The organism is Pseudomonas sp. LBUM1666 (assembly GCF_059695775.1).
Map to the genome: position 1 here is coordinate 396105 of NZ_CP166789.1, position 22964 is coordinate 419068.

The window sequence follows — 22964 nt, forward strand, 5'->3', positions numbered from 1 at the left end:
ACAGATACACCGAACCAGAACACCATAGACGCTGTTGCGGATTGTTGCGCGGCGCTGCGTCTTGCCGCCCCCTTTTTGTTAACAAGAGCCGGGGCCGATTAGCCGCCCAATGGCGCCGGATGCGGATGCATCACGGCACGCTGACGTTCTTCCTCGAGAAACTTCATGATGATCGGTGCCACTGCTTCGGCCCGGGTAATCAAAAACAGATGCCCGTCATCGATGATGTGCAACTGGGCGTTGGGAATCCGCCAGGCCAGTAACCGCATGTTGACCAACGGAATCAGTGGATCGTCATCACCGGCCAGTACCAAGGTTGGCTGGTGGATCTTGTGCAACCAGTGAATGCTGGTCCAGCCGAGGCCGGCGAACAGCTGCCAGTAGTAACCGAGTTTGCCTGCCGAGCGGACTTTGGCGGCATGGCTGGCGGCGAGGGTTGGATCGCGACGGAACGCACCGCCATAGATCATCGGCGCAATGCGAATCACGTGAGACGGCTGGATATAGCGTCGCGGGCTGGCCATCATCCACAGGACTTTCGGCTTGCCCGGCACCATCACCGTACCAGCTGCCGTAGCCGCCAGAACGAGTTTCTTGCAGCGCTCGGGATAGTCGTAAGCGAACTGCTGGGCGAGGGCGCCCCCCCAAGACACGCCAATCACATTGACTTGCCCATAGTCGAGATAGTCGAGCATCCGCGCCGTGAGTTTCGCCAGGCCCGGAAAGCGATACGGTCGCCTTGGCGTCGACGAACCGCCGACACCAGGGACGTCGAAGGCGATGACTTCCAGGTCGGGATCCAGCGCCGCGACGAACGGAAACACCAGCTCCAGGTTGGCGCCGATGCCGTTGAAAATCAGCAAGGGCGTCAAGTGAGGCTTGCCGGGGCGCACCGCCGTGCGGAGGGTCTGGCCATCCAGGTCGACGGTACGAAATATGAACGGTTGCGGCATGCACGGAGCCCTGTAGGTGTGTATGGGAGCAGGCTCGCCCGCTCCCACGGGTGTTACTTCAATTACCGCTCATGCACATAGGTGCCCGGCGCAGCTTCGCCCGCCGGATAAGCCTTGTTGCCCAAACTGCCCGGAGATTTCTTCAGCTTGCCCGAACGCTCGGCTTGCCATGCCTGCCAGTGCAGCCACCAGGAATCGGTGTGCTTGGTGGAGTTTTCTTGCCACTCCTCAGCCTTGACCGGCATCTCGGTGCTGGTCATGTAGCGCGATTTCGGATTGCCCGGCGGGTTCAGAATGCTCTGGATATGCCCGCTGCTGGACAGCACGAATTCAACCTTGCCACCGAACAGTTGCGCCGACTTGTAGCAGGACTTCCACGGGGTGATGTGGTCGTTGGTGCCGGCCAGGGAGTAAATGTCGGCAGTAACCTGTTTCAGATCGATTGGCGTTCCGCACACTTCCAGTGCATCAGGGCGGATCATTGGGTTGGTTTTGAACATATCGATCAGGTCGCCGTGGAACGCTGCGGGCAACCTTGTGGTGTCGTTGTTCCAGAACAGGATGTCGAAAACCGGCGGCTCGTTGCCCAGCAGGTAGTTGTTGACCCAGTAGTTCCAGATCAGGTCGTTGGGGCGCATCCAGGCGAAGATTTTCGCCATGTCACGGCCTTCCAGCACGCCGGCCTGATAGGAGTGGCGCTTGGCGGATTCGAGGGTCTGTTCGTCGACGAACAGTGCCACGTCGCTTTCCAGGGTGGTGTCCAGCACGCTGACCAGCAGCGTCAGGGCGTTGACCTTCTTCTCGCCGATCGCGGCGTAGTGGCCCAGCAGGGCGGTGCAGGTGATGCCACCGGAGCAGGCGCCGAGCATGTTCACATCTTTGCTGCCGGTGATCGCGGTGACCACATCGACCGCTTCCTTGAGCGCTTCGATGTAGGTCGACAGACCCCACTCGCGCTGCTCCTTGGTCGGGTTGCGCCAGCTGACGATGAACGTCTGCACGTGATTGCGCAGGCAAAACCGCGCCAGACTCTTGTCCGGGCTCAGGTCAAATACATAGAACTTGTTGATCTGCGGCGGCACCACCAGCAATGGGCGCTCGTGCACCTGCTCGGTGGTCGGCCGGTACTGGATCAACTCCAGCACGTCATTGCGGAACACCACCGCGCCTTCGGTCACGCCCAGGCTCTTGCCGACTTCGAACGCGCCCATGTTGACCTGACTCGGCATGCCGCCGTTGTTCACCAGATCCTTGGCCAGATGGGAGAGGCCGTCGAGCAGGCTTTTGCCGCCGGTTTCGAAGAAGCGTTTGACCGCCGCCGGGTTGGCCGCACCGTTGGTGGGGGCCATGGCTTCGGTCATGAGGTTGATCACGAAATGCCCGCGTGCGACATCCTTGGGCGAAAGGTTGCTGTCACCGATCCAGTCGTGGAGTTCCTTGCGCCACGCCAGGTAAGTTTGCAAATAACGTTTGTAGAGCGGGTTCTGGCTCCAGGCCGGATCGGCGAAGCGACGGTCATCGCTTGTCGGTAGAAGCTCGGATTTACCGAACAAAACGTTCTTCAGTTCAAGACCAAAATGGGCGACATGCCTGGCGCTGTGAATCGGTTGTTTGATGGCCTGTCTGAGCACCATGCGAGCAGAAGCCAGTAGATCCTTACCACGCAGCCCAACGACAGGATTCAGCCCCAAGGTGTTTTCCGAGGCCTGATACTTCAAGTCATCGTTATTCTTGTTACTCATCTACGACGCTCCATTGTCCTGAGACGAGTACCTGAGTCCAGCTGTGCATTCCCACAGCAAATGCCAGGTACTACTGCTCGGGTGACCGTTAATTCTGCATCGCTGCTTTTTTATCGCAGAGAGCACTGCAGGGACCTTGCCAGCTCCATTGGTTACCCGAGTTTAATTTTTTTCGCAAGCAGGCCAATCGTCGACCCGGAAGCCGAGCATTCAAACAGATGGAATTAGAAAATGCTCTCTAAAGAGCGAAAGGCCTGAGCTAGAGCATCAGCTTGACGATGGACTCGTTCGGATCGCGGGTTTTTCCGGCAGCTTTGAGCTCGGCAAGATAATCGTTCCAGAGATCCTCTTGGCGCACGCCCAGCTGGTACAGATACTCCCAGGTGAACAGGCCGCTGTCGTGGCCGTCGTCGAAGGTCAATTTCAGTGCGTACTGACCGGCCGGTTCGACCTTGGTCAGGCCTACGCCGATCTTGCCAAATTGCAGGATAGGTTTGCCGTGGCCCTGGACCTCGGCGGAAGGAGAGTGCACGCGCAGGAACTCGGCGGGCAGATGATATTCCTCGCCGGACGCGTATTTCAGCGACAGGGTTTTCGAGGCTTTGTGCAGTTTGATGTCGGTAGGGAGTGGGGTCGTCATTTTGGTTCAGGGCCGCAAGCGGCCCTGCCATGTAGAGAGTGAGACCTACAGGATATAACGGGACAGGTCTTCGTTCTGCGCCAATTCGCCCAAGTGGCTGTTGACGTAATCGGCGTCGATCAGGATCGCCTTTTCGTCGTGAGCGCTGGCCAGATCACCGGCGCTGAACGACACCTCTTCAAGCAGACGCTCAAGCAGCGTGTGCAGGCGACGGGCACCGATATTCTCGGTCTTCTCGTTGACCTGCCAGGCGATCTCGGCAATACGCTTGATGCCGTCCGGCAGGAACTCGATCACCAGGCCTTCGGTTTTCAGCAGGGCGCAATACTGCTCGGTGAGCGACGCGTGCGGCTCGCTGAGAATGCGCTCGAAATCTTCAGGCGTCAGGGCCTTGAGTTCGACACGAATCGGCAGGCGACCTTGCAGTTCAGGCACCAGATCGCTGGGCTTGCTCAGGTGGAACGCACCGGACGCGATGAACAGGATGTGGTCGGTCTTGACCATGCCCAGTTTGGTGTTGACGGTGCAGCCTTCGATCAGCGGCAGCAGGTCGCGCTGTACGCCTTCGCGGGACACGTCGACGCCACCGGTGTTGCCTCGCTTGGCGACCTTGTCGATTTCGTCGATGAACACAATGCCGTGCTGCTCGACGGCTTCCAGCGCCTTGGCCTTCAACTCTTCTTCGTTGACCAGGCGACCGGCTTCTTCGTCACGCACCAGTTTCAGTGCTTCCTTGACCTTGATCTTGCGGCTTTTCTTTTTGCCCTTGCCCATGTTGGCGAACAGGCTTTGCAACTGGTTGGTCATCTCTTCCATGCCCGGTGGCGCGGAGATATCGACACCGGTCACTTCGGCGACTTCGATTTCGATCTCTTTGTCATCCAGCTGACCTTCGCGCAGGCGCTTGCGGAACAGCTGACGGGTGTTGGAGTCGGCCGACGGTGCAGCGTCGTCATTGCTGAAGCCCATGCGTGCCGGTGGCAGCAGGGCGTCGAGGATGCGTTCTTCGGCGGCATCTTCGGCGCGGTGGCGAACCTTGGTCATTTCCTGTTCGCGCAGCAGCTTGATCGCTGCGTCGGCCAGGTCACGAATGATCGACTCGACGTCGCGGCCGACATAGCCGACTTCGGTGAACTTGGTCGCTTCGACCTTGATGAACGGCGCGTTGGCCAGTTTCGCCAGACGACGGGCAATCTCGGTTTTACCGACACCGGTCGGGCCGATCATCAGGATGTTCTTGGGGGTCACTTCAACGCGCAGCTCTTCAGGCAGCTGCATCCGGCGCCAGCGGTTACGCAGCGCGATGGCGACGGCGCGCTTGGCATCGTCCTGGCCGATGATATGGCGATTGAGTTCGTGGACGATTTCACGGGGAGTCATGGACATAGTAATTGGCGGTCCTCAGGTAAAAGTGAGCCGTGGCGTGGTGGCCAAAACAGGCTTACTCAGCGAGGTCCTGCTCCTCAATGGTGAAGGTGTGGTTGGTGAATACACAGATGTCGCCGGCGATGCCGAGGGCGGTTTCGACGATTTCCCGGGCCGACAGATCGGTTTTCTTCAGCAGCGCGCTGGCGGCGGCCTGGGCGTAACCGCCGCCGGAGCCCATGGCGATCAGACCTTCTTCGGGTTCGACCACGTCGCCGTTGCCGGTGATGATCAGAGAGGCGTCTTTGTTCGCGACCGCGAGCATGGCTTCGAGGCGGCTGAGGGAGCGGTCAGTGCGCCATTCTTTGGCGAGTTCGACAGCGGCGCGAACCAAGTGGCCTTGATGTTTCTCAAGCTGGCCTTCGAAACGCTCGAATAGGGTGAAGGCGTCAGCGGTGGCCCCGGCAAAACCGGCGATCACCTGGCCGTGGTACAGGCGGCGAACTTTCTTCGCGTTGCCTTTCATCACGGTATTGCCGAGAGAAACCTGGCCGTCGCCGCCCATGACGACTTTGCCGTGGCGGCGAACTGAAACGATGGTGGTCAAGGGAGAGTCTCCACGCAGCGGGGCGAAAATGCCTTATGCCAACTCATATGGGGGTGGTGGAGCGTATTTCAACTGCAGGAAGGGAGAGGGGACGAGCGGTTTGTGGCGAGGGGGCTTGCCCCCGTTGGGGCGCGAAGCGGCCCTGAAGTCAGGCGCCGCGTAGCTTTAGAGGGGGCAGGGATTACGGTTTACGGCCGCTGCGCGACCGAACGGGGCGGTGCGGCGTTCCGACGAGCCCCCTCGCCACAAAAGCAGGCTGCGCCCTCAGGTCAGGGAGCAGCCATCAAAGGTCAGCGGCTTTGGCGTTGTTGTAACAGCAGGTTGCTGAACCCGCTGCCGGCCAGTTGTTTCTGGGCGGTGGTCAGTTGCTCGCGGTTGCTGAACGGTCCAACCAATACCCGATACCAGGTTTCATCTTTCACGGTGCCGGATTCAACCGCCACAGCCTGACCGAGCAGGATGATCTGGGCCCGAACCTTGTCCGCATCAGCCTCCTTGCGGAACGAACCGGCCTGCAGGAAGAACTTGGTCACTGGCGCCGCTTTGGACACTGGTGGCGCTGGCGGCGGGGTAATCCCGGCCAGTGCGGCCTGAGCCCGCGCGGTATCGATCTTCGCCGCTTGCTCTGGCGTAACCGGCGTCGTCGGAATGGCCGGCACTTGTGGCGTCGGCAGGGTTTTCTCCGGAACGGCGTCCGGCGGCACGATGACTTCCGATTCCGGCAGCAGCGTGTAGAAGTCGTACTTCGGCTTCACCGGTTGCGTCGGGCTCGGCGGGGTCTTGTTGGCCTCGGCGATCTTGGCTTTCTGCTGCTCGATCTTCTCGCGCTTGACGCTCTCGCTGCCCTTGCCCGGTTCCAGCTTCATCAGGAACACAATAAACGCGCCGACCGTCAGGCCGATGGCCATCCACAGCCAACCCGGGATCGGTTGCTTTGCAGGAGCTTGGTAACGGCTGGCGCCACGCTTGGGTGCAGGTTTTTTCTTGGCAGCCAACTTACATACGCTCCAGAGTTTCCAGACCCAAGAGTTCCAGGCCTTGCTTGAGAGTGCGGCCGGTCAGCGCAGCGAGGCGCAGACGGCTCTGCATTTGCGCCGGGGTGTCGGCACTGAGGATCGGGCAGTTCTCGTAGAAGCTGGAGAACAGGCCGGCAACATCGTACAGGTAGGTGCACAGGATATGCGGCGTGCCTTTGTCGGAAACGTTGTTCAACACTTCGCCGAACTGCGCGAGCTTCGCCGCCAATTCGTGTTCGTGCGCCGCTTCGAGAACGATCTGGCCTTCGACTTCGCTGAAGTCTTTGCCGAGTTTGCGGAACACGCCGGCCACGCGGGTGTACGCGTACAGCAGGTACGGCGCGGTGTTGCCTTCAAAGTTCAGCATCAGGTCGAAGTTGAAGCTGTAGTCGCTGGTGCGGTGCTTGGACAGGTCGGCGTATTTCACCGCGCCAATGCCCACGACCTTGGCGATGTTGCGCAGTTCGTCATCGGCCAGCTCCGGGTTCTTATCCTTCACCAGGGTATAAGCGCGCTCCTGGGCTTCGGTCAGCAGGTCGATCAACTTCACGGTGCCGCCATCACGGGTCTTGAACGGACGGCCATCTTTACCGTTCATGGTGCCGAAGCCCATGTGTTCCATTTCCATCGGGTGCGTCACGAAGCCGGCCAGGCGCGCGACCTGGAATACTTGCTGGAAGTGCAGGGCCTGACGCTGGTCGACGAAGTACAGCGCGCGATCAGCCTTCAACTTGCCGCTGCGGTAACGCACGGCCGCCAGGTCGGTGGTGGCGTAGAGGTAACCGCCGTCAGCCTTGACGATGATCACTGGCAGCGGGTCGCCATCGGCGTTCTTGAATTCGTCGAGGAACACACACTGGGCGCCGTTACTCTCGACCAGCAGGCCAGCGGCCTTGAGGTCGTTGACTACGTTGATCAGGTCGTCGTTGTAGGCGCTTTCGCCCATCACGTCGGCCATGGTCAGTTTGACGTTCAGCAGTTCGTAGATTTTCTGGCAGTGGGACAGCGAGATGTCCTTGAACTTGGTCCACAGCGCCAGGCAATCCGGGTCGCCGGCTTGCAGCTTGACCACCAGGCCACGGGCGCGATCGGCGAACTCTTCGGATTCGTCGAAGCGTTGCTTGGCGGCGCGGTAGAAGTTTTCCAGGTCCGACAGCTCGTCGCTGGTGATCGGATTTTCCTGTAGATACGCCATCAGCATGCCGAACTGGGTGCCCCAGTCGCCGACGTGGTTCTGACGGATCACTTCGTCGCCGAGGAATTCCAGTACGCGCGCCACGCCGTCGCCGATGATGGTCGAGCGCAAGTGGCCGACGTGCATCTCTTTGGCCAGGTTCGGTGCCGACAGGTCGACGACAGTGCGCTGCACCGGACCAGCCTTGCGCACGCCGATGTGGGCATCCGCCAGGGCGGCGTCCAGGCGAGTGGCCAGTGCCTGGGTGTTCTGGAAGAAGTTCAGGAAGCCGGGGCCGGCGATTTCGGTCTTGGTGACGTTTTCGTCAGCCGGCAGCGCGGCGATGATTTTCTCTGCCAGGTCGCGCGGCTTCATGCCGGCCGGTTTCGCCAGCATCATCGCGATGTTGCTGGCGAAATCGCCGTGAGTCTTGTCACGGGAGTTTTCCACCTGGATCGCCGGCGACAGGCCTTCAGGCAACACACCTTCGTTGACGAGTTGGGTGATGGCTTGTTGGATCAGCTGGCGAATGGTGTCTTTCATGGTGTTCTCTTTCGACCGCAAGCGCGGCGGCGCCTGGATGCGCTAGTGGAAAAACTGGGCATTATCCGTTGCGAAGACGGGCTTGCCAACTATAGCGGGCAGGTTATGGATATGTGGTGACAAATAGGGCCCCTTCGCGAGCAGGCTCGCTCCCACAGTGGATTGGCGGCGTTCATGCTTTATTTGCCGCCACGAAACCCTGTGGGAGCGAGCCTGCTCGCGAAAGCGATCTTCCAATCAATACAAATCCACAGGATCGACATCCAGCGACCAGCGCACCGCCCGCCCACTCGGCATCTGCTCCAACGCCAGCAGCCAGCTGCTTAATAGTCGATGCAACGGCGCCCGAGCCGTCGCTTGCAGCAACAACTGCGCACGATATCGTCCGGCCCGGCGTTCCATCGGCGCCGGCACCGGCCCTAGCAGTTCAATCCCGGTCAGGTTCTGTTCGGCCAGCAAGCGCTCGGCCTCGCTGCACGCCTCATCAAGAAAACCTTCAGCTTGCCCCGGTTTGTGCGCTTCGGCCCGCAGCAACGCCAAGTGCGCAAACGGCGGTAGACCCGCCGAGCGACGTTCGCTCAACGCCTGTTCGGCAAAGGCGAAATAGCCCTGTTCAGTCAATTGCACCAGCAGTGGATGGTCGGCCAGGTGCGTCTGGATGATCACTTTGCCGGGCTCTTCAGCCCGGCCCGCGCGCCCGGCAACCTGGACGATCAACTGCGCCATGCGCTCGCTGGCGCGGAAGTCGCCGGAAAACAGCCCGCCGTCGGCATCGAGAATCGACACCAGCGTCACCCGTGGAAAGTGGTGCCCTTTGGCAAGCATTTGCGTGCCCACCAGAATGCACGGCTGGCCCTTCTGAATGGTCGCGAACAGCTGATTCATGGCGTCTTTACGCGAAGTGCTATCGCGGTCGACCCGCAGCACCGGGACGTCCGGAAACAAAATCCCCAATCGTTCTTCGGCGCGCTCGGTGCCGGCGCCGACTGGTCGCAAATCGACCTTGCCGCACTTCGGGCAATGCCGAGGGACGCGCTCGACGTAGCCGCAATGGTGGCAGCGCAGTTCGCCGGAGCGCTGGTGCACGGTCATGCGGGCATCGCAGCGCTGACACTCGGACATCCAGCCGCAGTCGTGACACAGCAAGGTCGGGGCAAAACCGCGACGGTTGAGGAACACCAAAACTTGTTGCCCAGCGGCCAGCGTCTGACCGATGGCTTGCTGCATCGGCCCGGAAATGCCGCTGTCCAGTGGACGACTTTTCACGTCCAGACGCAGGAACCGCGGCTGTTTGGCGCCACCGGCACGCTCGTTCAAGCGTAAGAGTCCGTATCGACCGGTGTAGGCGTTGTGCAGACTTTCCAGCGAAGGCGTGGCGGAGCCGAGGACAATCGGGATATTTTCCTGGCGTGCGCGCACCAATGCCAGGTCGCGGGCGTGATAGCGCAGGCCTTCCTGCTGTTTATAGGAACCGTCGTGCTCTTCATCGATGATGATCAGGCCGGGGTTCTTCATCGGCGTGAACAGCGCCGAACGGGTGCCGATAATAATGTCGGCGTCACCGTCCCGGGCGGCGAGCCAGGCTTCGAGGCGCTCGCGGTCGTTGACCGCCGAGTGGATCAGCGCGATGCGTGCATTGAAGCGTTGCTCGAAGCGCGCCAGGGTCTGCGGGCCGAGGTTGATCTCCGGGATCAGCACCAGCGCTTGTTTGCCAGCCTCGAGCGTTTCGCGGATCAGCTGCAAATAGACTTCAGTCTTGCCGCTGCCGGTGACCCCGGCCAGCAGGAACGCGTGATAACTGTCGAACCCGGCGCGAATCGCCTCATAGGCCGCACGCTGCTCCGGGTTGAGCGGCAGTTCCGGCTGCGCCAGCCAGTGTTCGTGGCGGGCGTCGGGAGCGTGCTTGCGGATTTCGACTTGCACCAGATCCTTGGCCAGCAGCAAATCCAGGCTGTCCTTGCTCAGCATTAGTTTGCTCAACAACTGATGCGCGACGCCGTGGGGATGTTGGGCCAGGGTCGCCAAGGCCTCCCGTTGACGCGGGGCGCGAGCGATGCGCGGGTCATCAAGGCTGGCGCCGGGCGCGGCGGACCAGAAGCGCTCCTGCCGTGCTTCGGCCAGTTCGCCTTGTCGCAACAGTACCGGCAGCGCCCAGCTCAAAGTGTCGCCGAGGCTGTGCTGGTAATACTGGGACGTCCACAGGCACAGTTTGAATAGCGCTGGCGGCAGGGGCGGCGTGGCATCGAGCAGGGCCAGGGCCGGCTTGAGTTTTTCTACGGGGACTTCACTGGTGTCGGTGACCTCCACCAGAATTCCGATCATCTCCCGTCGGCCGAACGGCACCCGCAGGCGCATGCCCGGCTGCAACTGGGCACGCAGGACCCCGGCCGGGGCACGGTAATCGAACAGGCGGCGCAGAGGCGAAGGCAGGGCGAGGCGCAAAATGGCGTCGGGCACGCGGTTGTTTTCTCGATGATGGGGCGGGGAAGAAGGCCGGGAGCCTAGCAGACGGTCGGTGAAGTGTCCTCCATCAGGAAAGCGTTCAAGTGTTGACGAGTGGATTTTAATGTCAGGCAAGGCGCTGCGACGACTCATAGCGCGCTATGGGGAGGAGTAGCAACGCAGCCTGGCATTAAAAGACGCCGTCAGCATTGAACAGTCTTTTCTGATGGGGTGCACCCTGGACAGCTTGCGTGATTGCAAAGGTCTGGTAGAATCCGCGGCCTAATTATGTGCGGTATTCAACAATAGTGTTGAGTGGCGGCACACTAGCCTGAGGAATACACCATGAAAGCCGATATCCATCCAGCGTACGAAACCATCGAAGTAACTTGCAGCTGCGGCAACAAGTTCGAAACTCGTTCGAACCTGTGCAAGCCACTGGGTACTGACGTATGCAACGAGTGCCACCCGTTCTACACCGGTAAGCAGAAGACTCTGGATACTGGCGGCCGTGTACAGCGCTTCGCAGACCGTTTCGGTGCTTTTGGCAAAGCCAAAGCTCCTGCTGCTGCAGAGTAAGGTTACAAAGCCCCATGGGCTTTACCTTGCTGATGAAAAAGGCGTCCCTCGTGGGCGCCTTTTTTGTGTCTGCGATTTGGCTTTCCGCTGCCCAGGCCTTCTGCCCGGCGCCGAGCGGGCTGACACCCGTTGTGGTGCAACGGGTGGTGGATGGTGACACGCTGCGCCTGAGCGATGGCCGTAGCGTGCGCATGATCGGTTTGAATACGCCGGAGCTGGGCAAAAAAGGCCGTTCCGACGAGCCGTTCGCCGTGGCGGCGCGCCAACGCCTGGAAGCACTGGTGAACGCCAGCGACGGACGGGTCGGTTTATTGCCCGGTAAAGAAAGCAAAGACCATTACGGCCGCACCTTGGCCCATGTCTACAGCGCCGATGGCGCCAACCTTGAAGCGCAGATGCTCGCTGAAGGACTCGGTTTCCAGGTAGCGGTCGCGCCGAATGTCGATCTGGTCGACTGCCAGCAAGCGGCGGAACACAGCGCCCGTCAGGCCGGACTCGGGTTGTGGCGTCAATCCCCTGTACTGAAAGCGGAGCAGATCAGCACGTCCGGTTTCGCTGTGCTCAGCGGTCGTGTGAGCAAGGTTCAACGCAATCGCGGTGGGGTTTGGGTCGAGTTGCAGGATTCGGTTGTATTGCGCGTTGCACCCAATGTGTTGGGGCGGTTCGATGTGGCGAATCTCGAGCGGCTGAAGGGCAGGCAGATCGAGGCTCGCGGCTGGGTGCTGGACCGTTCACGGCGTGGCGGACTGAAAGAAGGGCAGGCGCGCTGGCTTCTGCCATTGACCGACCCGGCGATGCTTCAGTTGTCGCAGTGATAAAAAATTGTAGACATTTTTCATGCTGATTGTGAACAGTCTATCCCTTATGTTCCGCGGCTCTTGGTCCAAAGTCGTAGGGCCGGGCGCTTGACAGGGGTGACCGGTCAGTCTTGTAGGGACTTTGCGACACGCGTATCCTCGGCGGTCCGTCTGTCCAACAGTAAAAAGCGGAATGCCCACATGTCTGATTTGAAAACTGCCGCTCTCGAATATCACGCCCATCCTCGTCCAGGGAAGCTGAGTGTCGAGCTCACCAAGGCCACCGCTACCGCCCGCGATCTGTCGCTGGCCTACAGCCCCGGCGTAGCCGAACCAGTACGCGAAATCGCCCGCGATCCTGAACTGGCCTACAAATACACCGGCAAAGGCAACCTGGTTGCAGTCATTTCCGATGGCACCGCAATTCTCGGCCTGGGTAATCTCGGCCCATTGGCTTCCAAGCCAGTCATGGAAGGTAAAGGCGTGCTGTTCAAGCGCTTCGCCGGCATCGACGTTTTCGACATCGAAGTCGACTCCGAAAGCCCGCAAGCCTTCATCGACACCGTCAAGCGCATTTCCATCACCTTCGGTGGCATCAACCTGGAAGACATCAAGGCACCTGAGTGCTTTGAGATCGAACGCGCTCTGATCGAGCAGTGCGACATTCCGGTATTCCACGATGACCAGCACGGCACCGCGATCGTTACTGCGGCCGGCATGATCAACGCCCTGGAAATCGCTGGCAAAACCCTCGCTGACGCCAAGATCGTCTGCCTGGGCGCCGGTGCTGCCGCCATCTCCTGCATGAAATTGCTGGTGAGCATGGGTGCCAACATCGAAAACATCTTCATGGTTGACCGTACCGGCGTGATCCACTCCGGCCGTGACGACCTGAACCAGTACAAGGCTGTTTTCGCTCACGCGACTGAAAAACGCACGCTGGCCGACGCCCTGAAAGGCGCGGACGTGTTCGTTGGCCTGTCCGGCCCGAACCTGCTGAGCGCTGAAGGCCTGAAATCCATGGCGGCCACCCCGATCGTGTTCGCGTGCTCCAACCCGGACCCGGAAATTTCCCCGGAACTGGCTCACGCCACCCGTGACGACGTGATCATGGCCACCGGCCGTTCGGACTACCCGAACCAGGTCAACAACGTGCTGGGCTTCCCGTTCATCTTCCGCGGTGCCCTGGACGTTCGCGCCAAGCGCATCAACGAAGAAATGAAAGTGGCTGCGGCCAACGCCCTGCGTGAACTGGCCAAGCTGCCGGTTCCACAGGAAGTGTGCGACGCCTACGGCGGCATCAAACTGGAATTCGGTCGTGAGTACATCATTCCGAAACCAATGGATGCCCGTCTGATCACCGTGATCTCCGATGCCGTGGCCAAGGCTGCGATCGAGACCGGCGTAGCGACCCTGCCGTATCCGAAGAACTACCCGCTGAAAAGCGTGGATGACGTGTTCAACGGCTAAGTCGTTGTAGCGCTTCAACACAAAGCCCCGGCTCTTGCGAGTCGGGGCTTTTTTTTTGCCTGTGGGTTTTGCAGCGGTTGTGCTGGCCTCATCGTCGGATCGCCGCCCGGAGCAAGCTCGCTCCCACAGGGACTTTTGGTGTACTCAGGCTTAGTGTTTACACCGGCCCACTGTGGGAGCGAGCTTGCTCCGGGCGGCGATCCGACGATGAGGCAATCACTGGCGAGTAGTTTTTCAGGCTGTACAGAAATTGCAGATACAAAAAAGCCCCGCTCTTCTTTCGAAGGCGGGGCTTTTTGCAGCTTCAGGCGATCAGAACAAATCGATCGGCGCCGCTTCATCCGCAGGCAGTGGGCTGCCCGGCGCAGTGCCGTTGCCCAGTTCGTTCGCCGACGGAGGCGTGTCTTCGGCCTTGAACAGCTCGAAGTAGGCGCCTGGCGTGCCTGGGGTGGCTGCACGGCCGCTGATCGGGTCGACTCGCAGGCTGAGAATGCCTTCCGGCTCTGTCTGCGTATGTGGCGGCTTGTCTTTGAGTGCGGCGCCCATGTAGTTCATCCAGATCGGCAGGGCGACGGTACCGCCGAACTCCTTGCGACCCAGGCTTTCAGGCTGATCGAAACCGGTCCAGACAGTGGTGACGTAATCAGCGTTGTAGCCAGAGAACCAGGCGTCCTTGGACTCGTTGGTGGTACCGGTCTTGCCCGCAATGTCGCTGCGGCCCAAGGCCAGGGCGCGGCGGCCGGTGCCGAGTTTGATGACGTCCTCGAGCATGCTGTTGAGGATGAAAGTGGTGCGACCGTCGACGATGCGCTCGGCCACGGCCGGGGTTTGTGGCGCTGGCTGGGCAGTCAGCGCTTCGGCCGGGGTTGCGTTGACGGTGAAGGCGTTGGCCGCGACAGGGGCGGCTATACCGTCGGTGACGACGTTGCCTTTCGGGACGCTCGGCGGGTTGGCGACGAACAGCGTGTCGCCATTGCGGCTTTCGATCTTGTCGATGATGTAAGGGGTGATCTTGTAGCCGCCGTTGGCGAAGGTGCTCCAGCCGGTGGCGATTTCCATTGGCGTCAGCGTCGCGGTGCCCAGCGCCAGGGACAGGTTGGGCGGCAGGTCCTGCTTGTTGAAGCCAAAGCGCGTGATGTAATCGATGGTCTTGCCAACGCCGATGGCTTGCACCAACCGGATCGAAACCAGGTTGCGCGACTTGTACAGGCCTTCACGCAAGCGGATCGGGCCGAGGAAGGTGTTGGTGTCGTTCTTCGGGCGCCAGACCTTGTCCAGGTACTCGTCGACGAACACGATCGGTGCGTCGTTCACCAGGCTGGAGGCGGTGTAGCCGTTATCCAGCGCGGCACTGTAGACGAACGGCTTGAAGCTCGAACCCGGCTGGCGCTTGGCCTGCATGGCGCGGTTGTAGTTGCTCTGTTCGAAGGCGAAGCCGCCGACCAGGGAGCGAATGGCACCATTCTGCGGATCGAGGGAAACCAGCGCGCCTTGAGCCTGCGGGATCTGGCTGAATTTCAGCGAGTTGTCGGGCTGGCGCTGCACACGAATCAGGTCGCCGACCTGGGCGACGTCCGAAGGCTGTTTCGGATTGGGGCCCATGCTGTTGGTGTTCAGGAATGGACGCGCCCATTTCATGCTGTCCCAGCCGACGTGTTCGTCACCGGTACGGGTCATCACTTGCAGGCCGGTCTTGTCGACCTGGGTGACGATGGCAGGTTCAAGGCTGCTGATGGTGCGCTGTTTGGTCAGCTCGGTTGTCCAGGCCTCGCGAGTCTTGCCCGGCAGGCGCGATTCCGGACCGCGATAACCATGACGCTGGTCGTAGGTCATCAAGCCTTCGTGAACTGCGGTGTTGGCCATTTCCTGCAGGTTGCTCGGCACCGTGGTGGTGACGCGGAAACCCTCGGTATAGGCGTCGCTGCCATAACGGCCAACCATTTCGGCTCGGGCCATTTCAGCGATGTACGGCGCATTCACTTCCGGGGTCGGCACGTGATAACTGGCGTTCAGCGGCTCGTTGATTGCGGTGGTGTAGTCGGCTTCGGTGATTTTGCCGAGCTTGTACATACGCCCAAGGATCCAGTCGCGACGCTCCTTGCTGCGGGCCGGATTGGCCAGCGGGTTGAAGCGTGAAGGAGCTTTTGGCAGTCCGGCGATCATCGCCATCTGCGCCAGGCTGACGTCACGTATCGACTTACCGTAGTAAACCTGTGCGGCGGCTTCGATACCGTAGGCGCGGTTGCCCAGATAGATCTTGTTGACGTACAGCTCAAGAATCTCGTCCTTGGTCAGCTGCCGTTCAATCTGAAGGGCCAGGAGAATTTCGGTGGTTTTGCGCGAGAAGCTGCGTTCGCTGGTCAGGAAGAAGTTCTTCGCCACCTGCATGGTGATGGTGCTGCCGCCGGACTGAATGTGTCCGCTTTTTACCAACTGGGTGGCCGCGCGCATCAGGCTGCTGGGGTCGACACCGTAGTGGTTGGCGAAGTTGTCGTCTTCAGCACTTAGTAACGCATTAATGAAGTTGGGGGGAATGTCGGCGAACCGGATCGGTGTGCGGCGCATTTCGCCAAATTCTGCGATCAGCTTGTTGTCGCTGCTGTAGACCCGCAAAGGAATCTGCAACTGGATGCTTCTCAGCGCCTCCACGGATGGCAAACCCGGACTAAGGTAGAGAAAGGCGCCGCTAAGACCGAGGAGCAGTCCGCAGAAAACGGCGACGATGGACCAACCGAAAAATTTCAGCAGACGAATCAAGGCTTTTGGACATCCAGGGCAAAGAATGAATTTGGCATCAGGGTTCAGATAAACAGGGAACGACCCGCGCTTGAAGTAAAAACCGGAAAAAAACGCTGGGCATTATAAGCATTTTTCCGTCGAGGGCGTCATTTGCGCTGTTGTCAAGACGGGTGGTTTGAACGCAACCGATATTACAGAGTCCGTAAGACACGGATAGTCATAGGGAATTGGTAGTGCTAGGACTCTTCAATAAAAAGGCCAATACGCTTCTGGGGATCGACATCAGCTCCACGTCGGTCAAGCTTCTGGAGCTAAGCCGCCAAGGCGACCGTTATCGGGTCGAGGCCTATGCGGTGGAACCTTTGCCCACCAACGCGGTGGTCGAGAAAAATATCGCCGAGCTCGAAGGCGTAGGGCAGGCGCTCGCGCGCGTGTTGCTCAAGGCCAGAACCAACCTCAAGAACGTCGCCGTGGCCGTGGCCGGTTCGGCGGTGATTACCAAGACTATCGAGATGGACGCCGGTCTTTCCGACGACGAAATGGAAAACCAGCTGAAGATCGAGGCTGATCAATACATCCCTTATCCATTGGATGAAGTGGCCATCGACTTCGAGGTCCAGGGCGTTTCTGCGCGCAACCCCGAGCGAGTCAATGTGCTGCTGGCGGCCTGTCGCAAGGAAAACGTCGAGGTGCGGGAAGCGGCCCTGGCCCTGGCCGGCCTGACAGCCCGCGTGGTCGACGTCGAGGCCTATGCGCTGGAGCGTTCCTACGGATTGCTGGCGAGCCAACTGGCGGCTTCTCAGGAGCGTCTGACGGTAGCGGTGGTCGATATCGGCGCCACCATGACCACTCTGAGCGTGCTGCACCAGGGGCGGATCATCTACACCCGCGAGCAATTGTTCGGCGGTCGTCAACTGACGGAGGAAATCCAGCGACGTTATGGCCTGACCATTGAGCAGGCGGGGCTGGCGAAGAAGCAGGGTGGTTTGCCGGACGATTATGTCAGTGAGGTGTTGCAGCCGTTTCGTGATGCGCTGGTGCAGCAGGTGTCGCGTTCGTTGCAGTTTTTCTTCGCGTCCGGTCAGTACAACTCGGTTGATCACATTCTGTTGGCCGGTGGTACCGCATCGGTCCCGGGGCTGGATCGGTTGATCGAGCAGCGATTGGGTACGCCGACGCAGGTGGCCAACCCATTCTCCGACATGGCCCTAGGCAGCAAGGTCAACGCCGGTGCCCTGGCCAGCGATGCGCCGGCACTGATGATCGCCTGCGGGCTGGCCCTCAGGAGTTTCGACTGATGGCGCGGATCAATCTTTTACCCTGGCGCGAAGAGCGGCGTGAAGCGCGCCGCAAACGCTTTTTGCTGGCGCTGGTCGGTGTGATGGTGGGTGCCGTGGGCGCGGTGCTGATCGCGAACCAGGCCATCAGTGGCGCTATCGATCGGCAAGTGGCTCGTAACGATTACATCGGCAAACAGATTGCCGTGGTTGACGAGCGGATTAAACAGATCAGCGATTTGAAGGCTCGTCGCCAGCAACTGGTCGAGCGCATGCGCATCATTCAGGACCTGCAAGGCAACCGTCCGATCAGCGGGCGGATCTTCGATCAGTTAGCGCGTACTTTGCCGGATGGAGTGTACTTCACTGAGGTGAAAATGACCGGCAAGTCCTTGTCCATCACTGGAGCGGCGGAGTCCAACAATCGTGTGTCAGACCTGATGCGCAATCTGGATGCGTCCGATTGGTTTGATGCGCCCAGCCTCACGGAAGTCAAAGCGACGACCGCCGGTCAGCTGGATCGGGCCAACGTCTTTCAGCTGACCGTTCGTCAGACTCAGCCCGCCGCTGCGGAGGGCGGCAAATGAAGCTGTCTGACTGGTTCGAAGGCCTGCGCAAGATCGATATCAATGACCTGGACACCAATAACATGGGTTCCTGGCCGCCAGCCATCAAGGCACTGGCGGGTATCCTGCTCATGATTCTGGTGCTTTCACTGGGCTACAGTTTTTCCATCAGCGACCTTCAGAGCCATCTCGAACTCAAGCGCGAGGAAGAGTCGACCCTCAAGGAGCAATTCGCCGACAAAGCCCGCATGGCGGCGAATCTGGAGCTGTATACGCAGCAGATGAAGGAAATGGAGAACTCCTTTGGCGTGCTGCTGCGGCAATTGCCCAGTGACACCGAAGTGCCCGGTCTGCTGGAGGACATCACTCGCACCGGCCTGGGCAGTGGCCTGGAGTTCGAGGAGATCAAACTGCTGCCGGAGAACACACAGCAGTTCTACATCGAGCTGCCGATCCAGATCACCGTCACCGGTGCCTATCATGACCTGGCCACCTTCGTCAGCGGCGTCGCCGGGCTGCCACGGATTGTCACCCTGCATGACTTCGACCTTGCGCCGGCCAATCCGGAAGGTGGTCCGAAGTTGCGCATGAGCATCCTCGCCAAGACCTACCGCTACAACGACAAAGGGCTGCAAAAATGAGCCCGATTCGTTGTTTTTCGATGGTTGTGTTGGTCGCCGGCCTGGCCGGTTGCGGCAGCGACAATGACTTCAGCGACCTGGATGCATACATGAACGAAATGCGTTTGCGTGCGCCCGGCAAGATTGAACCAACGCCGACATTTCGGTCTTACCCAACATTCACCTACAGCGCCGCCAACCTGCGAAGCCCGTTTTCCCGACAGATCAGAGTCGATCTGGCCGGCCAGAAACACGGCTCGCGCAACGTCAAACCTGACCCGAATCGGGTCAAGCAGTACCTCGAAGGTTTCAACATCGAGCAGTTTGAAATGGTCGGAACGATCGCCAATGCGACCGGCTCCTTTGCGCTGCTGCGCGGGGCGGGCGGGGTGCATCGGTTGAAAGTCGGCGATTACCTGGGGCGTAACGATGGGCGGATCGTCGCCATCAGTGGCTCGCAGGTCGATGTGGTCGAAATTGTTCCCGACGGCGAAGGCGCCTGGCTGGAGCGGCCGCGGACCATCCCTTTGAAAGAGCACTCATAGTGGAACTCGAATAATGAACAGGATTTTCTCAACCTTCGGTATTTCGCTATGGATAGCGTTGCTGTCGCCGATGGTACTAGCGGCCAACCTCAAAGCGCTGGATGTCGCCGCGCTGCCGGGGGACCGCGTCGAGTTGAAGTTGTCGTTCGATGGGCCGCCACCGCCGCCTCACGGTTACACCACGGAATCGCCTGCACGGATTGCGCTGGATCTGCCTGGCGTCGTCAGTCAGCTAAAAAGCAAAAATCGTGACCTAGGCGGCGGAAATGCCCGCAGCGCCACGGTGGTGCAAGCCAAGGACCGTACGCGATTGATCATCAATCTGACCCAGTTGACGCCGTACAACGCACGGGTCGAAGGCAACACTCTGTTCGTGGTGGTCGGGCAAGGCGCCAGCAAAGCGGCTTCCAGCCCGGCGTCCAAAACGCCGCGCGCAGCGACTGCAACGCCAGCCCCGGCGAAAGCCTATGCGCCGGTAGGCAAGGCCATCCGGGGTGTGGATTTCCAGCGCGGCACCCAGGGCGAAGGTAATGTGGTCATTGATCTGTCAGATCCTTCCATCGCCCCGGACATTCAGGAGCGCGACGGCAAGATCATCCTCGGTTTCGCCAAGACTCAATTGCCTGAGCCGTTGCGTGTACGTCTGGACGTCAAGGATTTCGCCACACCGGTGCAGTTCGTCAACGCCAGCGCCACGGGTGATCGGGCCACGATCAGCATTGAACCCAGCGGCGCCTTCGATTATTCGACTTACCAGACCGACAACAAGCTGACCGTCAGCATCCGGCCGATGACCGTCGATGACTTGCAGAAACGCAACACCGAACGCTTCGCCTACACCGGTGAAAAGCTCTCGCTGAATTTCCAGGACATCGATGTGCGTTCGGTGCTGCAACTGATCGCCGATTTCACCAATCTCAATCTGGTGGCCAGCGACACGGTGCAGGGCGGCATCACGCTGCGCTTGCAGAACGTACCGTGGGATCAGGCGCTGGATCTGGTGTTGAAAACCAAGGGCCTGGATAAACGCAAGATCGGTAACGTTTTGCTCGTGGCGCCGGCCGATGAAATCTCCGCCCGCGAGCGTCAGGAACTGGAGTCGCAGAAGCAAATCGCGGACCTGGCCCCCCTGCGTCGCGAGCTATTGCAGGTCAACTACGCCAAAGCTGCCGATATCGCCAAGCTGTTCCAGTCGGTGACCAGTGCCGAGGCAAAAGCCGACGAGCGGGGCTCGATCACGGTGGATGAGCGGACCAACAACATCATTGCCTACCAGACCCAGGATCGCCTCGACGAACTGCGCCGTATCGTCGCGCAACTGGATATCCCGGTGCGTCAGGTGATGATCGAGGCGCGCATCGTCGAAGCCAACGTCGACTATGACAAAAGCCTCGGCGTGCGCTGGGGCGGTTCGTTGCAGAACAAGGGTAACTGGAACACCTCGGGCATCAGCAATAGTGGGGCTAATGCTTCGTCGACCATCGGTACGCCTGGCAGCACCAGCACCAACTCGCCATTCGTCGACCTGGGCACCGCCGCCAACACCTCGGGGCTCGGCATCGCGTTCATCACCGACAACGTGCTGCTGGATCTCGAGCTGACGGCCATGGAGAAGACCGGTAACGGCGAAATTGTTTCGCAGCCCAAGGTGGTCACCTCGGACAAGGAAACCGCGAAAATTCTCAAGGGCACGGAGATTCCCTATCAGGAAGCCAGCTCCAGCGGCGCTACCTCGGTGTCGTTCAAGGAGGCCTCGCTGTCGCTGGAGGTAACACCGCAGATCACTCCGGACAACCGGATCATCATGGAGGTCAAGGTCACCAAGGACGAACCGGACTACCTGAACAAGGTGCAGGATGTACCGCCAATCAAGAAAAACGAGGTCAATGCCAAGGTCCTGGTCAACGACGGCGAGACCATCGTGATTGGCGGGGTTTTCTCAAATACTCAGAGCAAGGTTGTAGATAAGGTGCCATTTCTCGGTGATGTGCCGTATCTTGGCCGCCTTTTCCGGCGTGACGTGGTTTCGGAGAAAAAATCCGAGCTGCTGGTATTTCTCACTCCGCGTATCATGAACAATCAGGCGATTGCTGTGAGTCATTGATTCTGTGCGAAATTTGATTCTTGTTGGACCGATGGGGGCTGGAAAAAGCACCATCGGCCGGTTGCTGGCCAAAGAGCTGCGCCTGCCGTTCAAAGATTCCGATAAGGAAATTGAATTGCGCACGGGCGCCAATATCCCGTGGATCTTCGATAAGGAAGGCGAGCCCGGCTTTCGTGATCGCGAGCAAGCGATGATCGAAGAGCTGTGTGCTTGCGACGGCGTGGTGCTGGCGACCGGCGGCGGTGCAGTGATGCGCGAAGCCAATCGTAGGGCCCTGCATGCCGGGGGGCGTGTGGTTTATCTGCACGCTTCGGTCGAGCAGCAAGTCGGCCGCACCTCCCGTGATCGCAATCGTCCGCTGCTGCGCACCGCCGATCCGGCCAAGACCCTTCGGGATCTGCTGGCGATCCGCGATCCGCTTTATCGGGAAATCGCCGATCTGGTGGTGGAAACCGATGAGCGGCCGCCGCGAATGGTGGTGCTCGATATTCTCGAACGCTTGCAGCAGCTACCTCCCCGTTAAAGCGCAGCGCGAAATGCGCTATCCTCGGCGTCCTGTCATGGCCGCTCAAGGTTGTGGCGGATGGCTACCGAACGGCGTCACACCAGCAGACGCCGTGGACATTCGTTAACTCAAGGCAGGACGCCTGATTCCATCTTCACTGTGGGGACACATGCAGACACTCAAGGTCGATCTAGGCGAGCGCAGCTACCCGATTCATATTGGCGAAGGTTTGTTGGATCAGCCTGAGCTGCTGGCCCCGCATATTCGCGGACGGCAAGTGGCGATCATCTCCAACGAGACCGTTGCGCCGCTCTATCTCGAGCGTCTGACCCGCAGCCTCGCACAGTTCTCGGTGGTTTCCGTGGTGCTGCCGGACGGCGAAGCGTTCAAGACCTGGGAAACCCTGCAACTGATTTTCGACGGTCTGCTGACTGCGCGGCATGATCGCCGCACCACAGTGATCGCCCTCGGCGGCGGCGTGATTGGTGACATGGCCGGTTTCGCGGCTGCCTGCTACCAGCGCGGTGTCGATTTCATCCAGGTCCCGACCACGTTGCTGTCGCAAGTCGACTCTTCGGTGGGCGGCAAGACCGGGATCAACCATCCGCTGGGCAAGAACATGGTCGGCGCTTTCTATCAGCCAAATGTGGTGCTGATTGATACCGCTACCCTCAATACCCTGCCGGCCCGCGAACTGTCCGCCGGGCTTGCTGAGGTCATCAAATACGGGCTGATCTGCGACGAGCCGTTCCTGACCTGGCTTGAAGACAACGTCGATCGCCTGCGCGCCCTGGACCAGGTCGCCCTGACTTACGCTATCGAGCGTTCTTGCGCGGCCAAGGCTGCGGTGGTGGGTGCCGACGAACGGGAGACCGGTGTTCGTGCCACGCTCAACCTGGGTCACACCTTCGGCCACGCCATCGAAACCCACATGGGCTATGGTGTCTGGCTACATGGTGAGGCGGTCGCTGCTGGCACCGTAATGGCCTTGGAAATGTCCGTGCGCCTGGGCTGGATCAGCGAGCAAGAGCGCGATCGCGGCATTCGTCTGTTCCTGCGTGCCGGCCTGCCGGTTATCCCGCCTGAAGAGATGACTGAAGCCGATTTTCTCGAACACATGGCAATTGACAAGAAAGTGATCGACGGTCGTTTGCGCCTTGTGCTGCTGCGCCACATGGGCGAAGCGGTGGTGACCGACGATTATCCGAAAGAGGTTTTACAGGCCACGCTGGGAGCGGATTACCGCGTTCTGGCTCAGCTTAAAGGTTAATAAGATCCCG

At 60.0% G+C, this 22964-nt stretch carries 19 protein-coding genes; 10 read left to right on the forward strand and 9 right to left on the reverse strand.

Going from position 1 to position 22964, the window contains the following annotated elements; translation table 11 throughout:
* Positions 1-98 precede the first annotated feature (98 nt).
* From phaZ to ACA056_RS01845, 8 genes are all read right to left on the reverse strand, one after another.
* The gene (phaZ, locus tag ACA056_RS01810; RefSeq protein WP_046052139.1) at positions 99-953 is read right to left on the reverse strand and encodes a poly(3-hydroxyalkanoate) depolymerase; all 855 of its coding nucleotides are present in this window, start codon (positions 951-953) and stop codon (positions 99-101) included.
* A gap of 62 nt (positions 954-1015) precedes the next feature.
* The gene (gene phaC, locus ACA056_RS01815) at positions 1016-2695 is read right to left on the reverse strand and encodes a class II poly(R)-hydroxyalkanoic acid synthase (protein WP_497270059.1); all 1680 of its coding nucleotides are present in this window, start codon (positions 2693-2695) and stop codon (positions 1016-1018) included.
* Between the two features lie 259 nt (positions 2696-2954).
* On the reverse strand, positions 2955-3335 hold the full coding sequence (locus ACA056_RS01820) for a gamma-butyrobetaine hydroxylase family protein (protein WP_497270061.1): 381 nt from the start codon (positions 3333-3335) through the stop codon (positions 2955-2957).
* A gap of 45 nt (positions 3336-3380) precedes the next feature.
* Entirely contained in the window at positions 3381-4721 is a 1341-nt protein-coding gene (gene hslU, locus ACA056_RS01825; protein WP_497270063.1) for an ATP-dependent protease ATPase subunit HslU, read from the reverse strand.
* A gap of 55 nt (positions 4722-4776) precedes the next feature.
* A complete protein-coding gene (hslV, locus tag ACA056_RS01830) occupies positions 4777-5307 on the reverse strand; it encodes an ATP-dependent protease subunit HslV (protein ID WP_007899242.1) in 531 nt (176 codons plus the stop codon).
* Positions 5308-5597: 290 nt separating this feature from the next.
* Entirely contained in the window at positions 5598-6302 is a 705-nt protein-coding gene (locus tag ACA056_RS01835; RefSeq protein WP_283189689.1) for an SPOR domain-containing protein, read from the reverse strand.
* 1 nt (position 6303) lies between these two features.
* The gene (gene argS, locus ACA056_RS01840) at positions 6304-8040 is read right to left on the reverse strand and encodes an arginine--tRNA ligase (protein ID WP_462000524.1); all 1737 of its coding nucleotides are present in this window, start codon (positions 8038-8040) and stop codon (positions 6304-6306) included.
* Positions 8041-8277: 237 nt separating this feature from the next.
* Positions 8278-10497 (reverse strand): primosomal protein N', encoded by a 2220-nt coding sequence (locus ACA056_RS01845; protein ID WP_497270066.1) that lies wholly within the window; start codon positions 10495-10497, stop codon positions 8278-8280.
* A gap of 330 nt (positions 10498-10827) precedes the next feature.
* Here ACA056_RS01845 and rpmE point away from each other — a divergent pair, with 330 nt between their 5' ends.
* The 3 genes from rpmE to ACA056_RS01860 all read left to right on the forward strand — a co-directional run bounded on the left by rpmE (position 10828) and on the right by ACA056_RS01860 (position 13328).
* A complete protein-coding gene (rpmE, locus tag ACA056_RS01850) occupies positions 10828-11061 on the forward strand; it encodes a 50S ribosomal protein L31 (RefSeq protein ID WP_028621753.1) in 234 nt (77 codons plus the stop codon).
* A 14-nt stretch (positions 11062-11075) separates the two neighbouring features.
* Positions 11076-11876 (forward strand): thermonuclease family protein, encoded by an 801-nt coding sequence (locus ACA056_RS01855; RefSeq protein WP_497270068.1) that lies wholly within the window; start codon positions 11076-11078, stop codon positions 11874-11876.
* A gap of 183 nt (positions 11877-12059) precedes the next feature.
* Entirely contained in the window at positions 12060-13328 is a 1269-nt protein-coding gene (locus ACA056_RS01860) for a malic enzyme-like NAD(P)-binding protein (RefSeq protein WP_056741177.1), read from the forward strand.
* Positions 13329-13640: 312 nt separating this feature from the next.
* On the opposite strand, the gene ACA056_RS01865 is transcribed toward ACA056_RS01860, so the two are convergent.
* Entirely contained in the window at positions 13641-16082 is a 2442-nt protein-coding gene (locus ACA056_RS01865; RefSeq protein ID WP_497273478.1) for a penicillin-binding protein 1A, read from the reverse strand.
* A gap of 218 nt (positions 16083-16300) precedes the next feature.
* On the opposite strand from ACA056_RS01865, the gene ACA056_RS01870 reads away from it, so the two are divergent.
* The 7 genes from ACA056_RS01870 (at position 16301) to aroB (ending at position 22954) form a co-directional block, all read left to right on the forward strand.
* Positions 16301-17365: a pilus assembly protein PilM gene (locus ACA056_RS01870; RefSeq protein ID WP_497270070.1), complete on the forward strand. Its 1065-nt coding sequence runs from the start codon at positions 16301-16303 to the stop codon at positions 17363-17365.
* Entirely contained in the window at positions 17365-17931 is a 567-nt protein-coding gene (locus tag ACA056_RS01875) for a PilN domain-containing protein (RefSeq protein ID WP_497270072.1), read from the forward strand. Before ACA056_RS01870 ends, ACA056_RS01875 begins: the two co-directional genes overlap by 1 nt.
* Positions 17928-18551 (forward strand): type 4a pilus biogenesis protein PilO, encoded by a 624-nt coding sequence (gene pilO, locus ACA056_RS01880; RefSeq protein WP_497270074.1) that lies wholly within the window; start codon positions 17928-17930, stop codon positions 18549-18551. Before ACA056_RS01875 ends, pilO begins: the two co-directional genes overlap by 4 nt.
* Positions 18548-19075: a pilus assembly protein PilP gene (locus tag ACA056_RS01885; RefSeq protein ID WP_008149568.1), complete on the forward strand. Its 528-nt coding sequence runs from the start codon at positions 18548-18550 to the stop codon at positions 19073-19075. Before pilO ends, ACA056_RS01885 begins: the two co-directional genes overlap by 4 nt.
* Positions 19076-19088: 13 nt before the next feature.
* Positions 19089-21179 carry a type IV pilus secretin PilQ gene (locus ACA056_RS01890; protein WP_497270076.1) on the forward strand — a complete coding sequence of 697 codons (2091 nt, stop codon included), beginning with the start codon at positions 19089-19091 and terminating at the stop codon, positions 21177-21179.
* 4 nt (positions 21180-21183) lie between these two features.
* Positions 21184-21702, forward strand: coding sequence for a shikimate kinase AroK (gene aroK, locus ACA056_RS01895; RefSeq protein WP_123402540.1), 519 nt, complete (start codon positions 21184-21186; stop codon positions 21700-21702).
* 151 nt (positions 21703-21853) lie between these two features.
* Positions 21854-22954: a 3-dehydroquinate synthase gene (gene aroB / locus ACA056_RS01900; RefSeq protein WP_497270078.1), complete on the forward strand. Its 1101-nt coding sequence runs from the start codon at positions 21854-21856 to the stop codon at positions 22952-22954.
* The last annotated feature ends 10 nt before the right edge of the window (positions 22955-22964 follow it).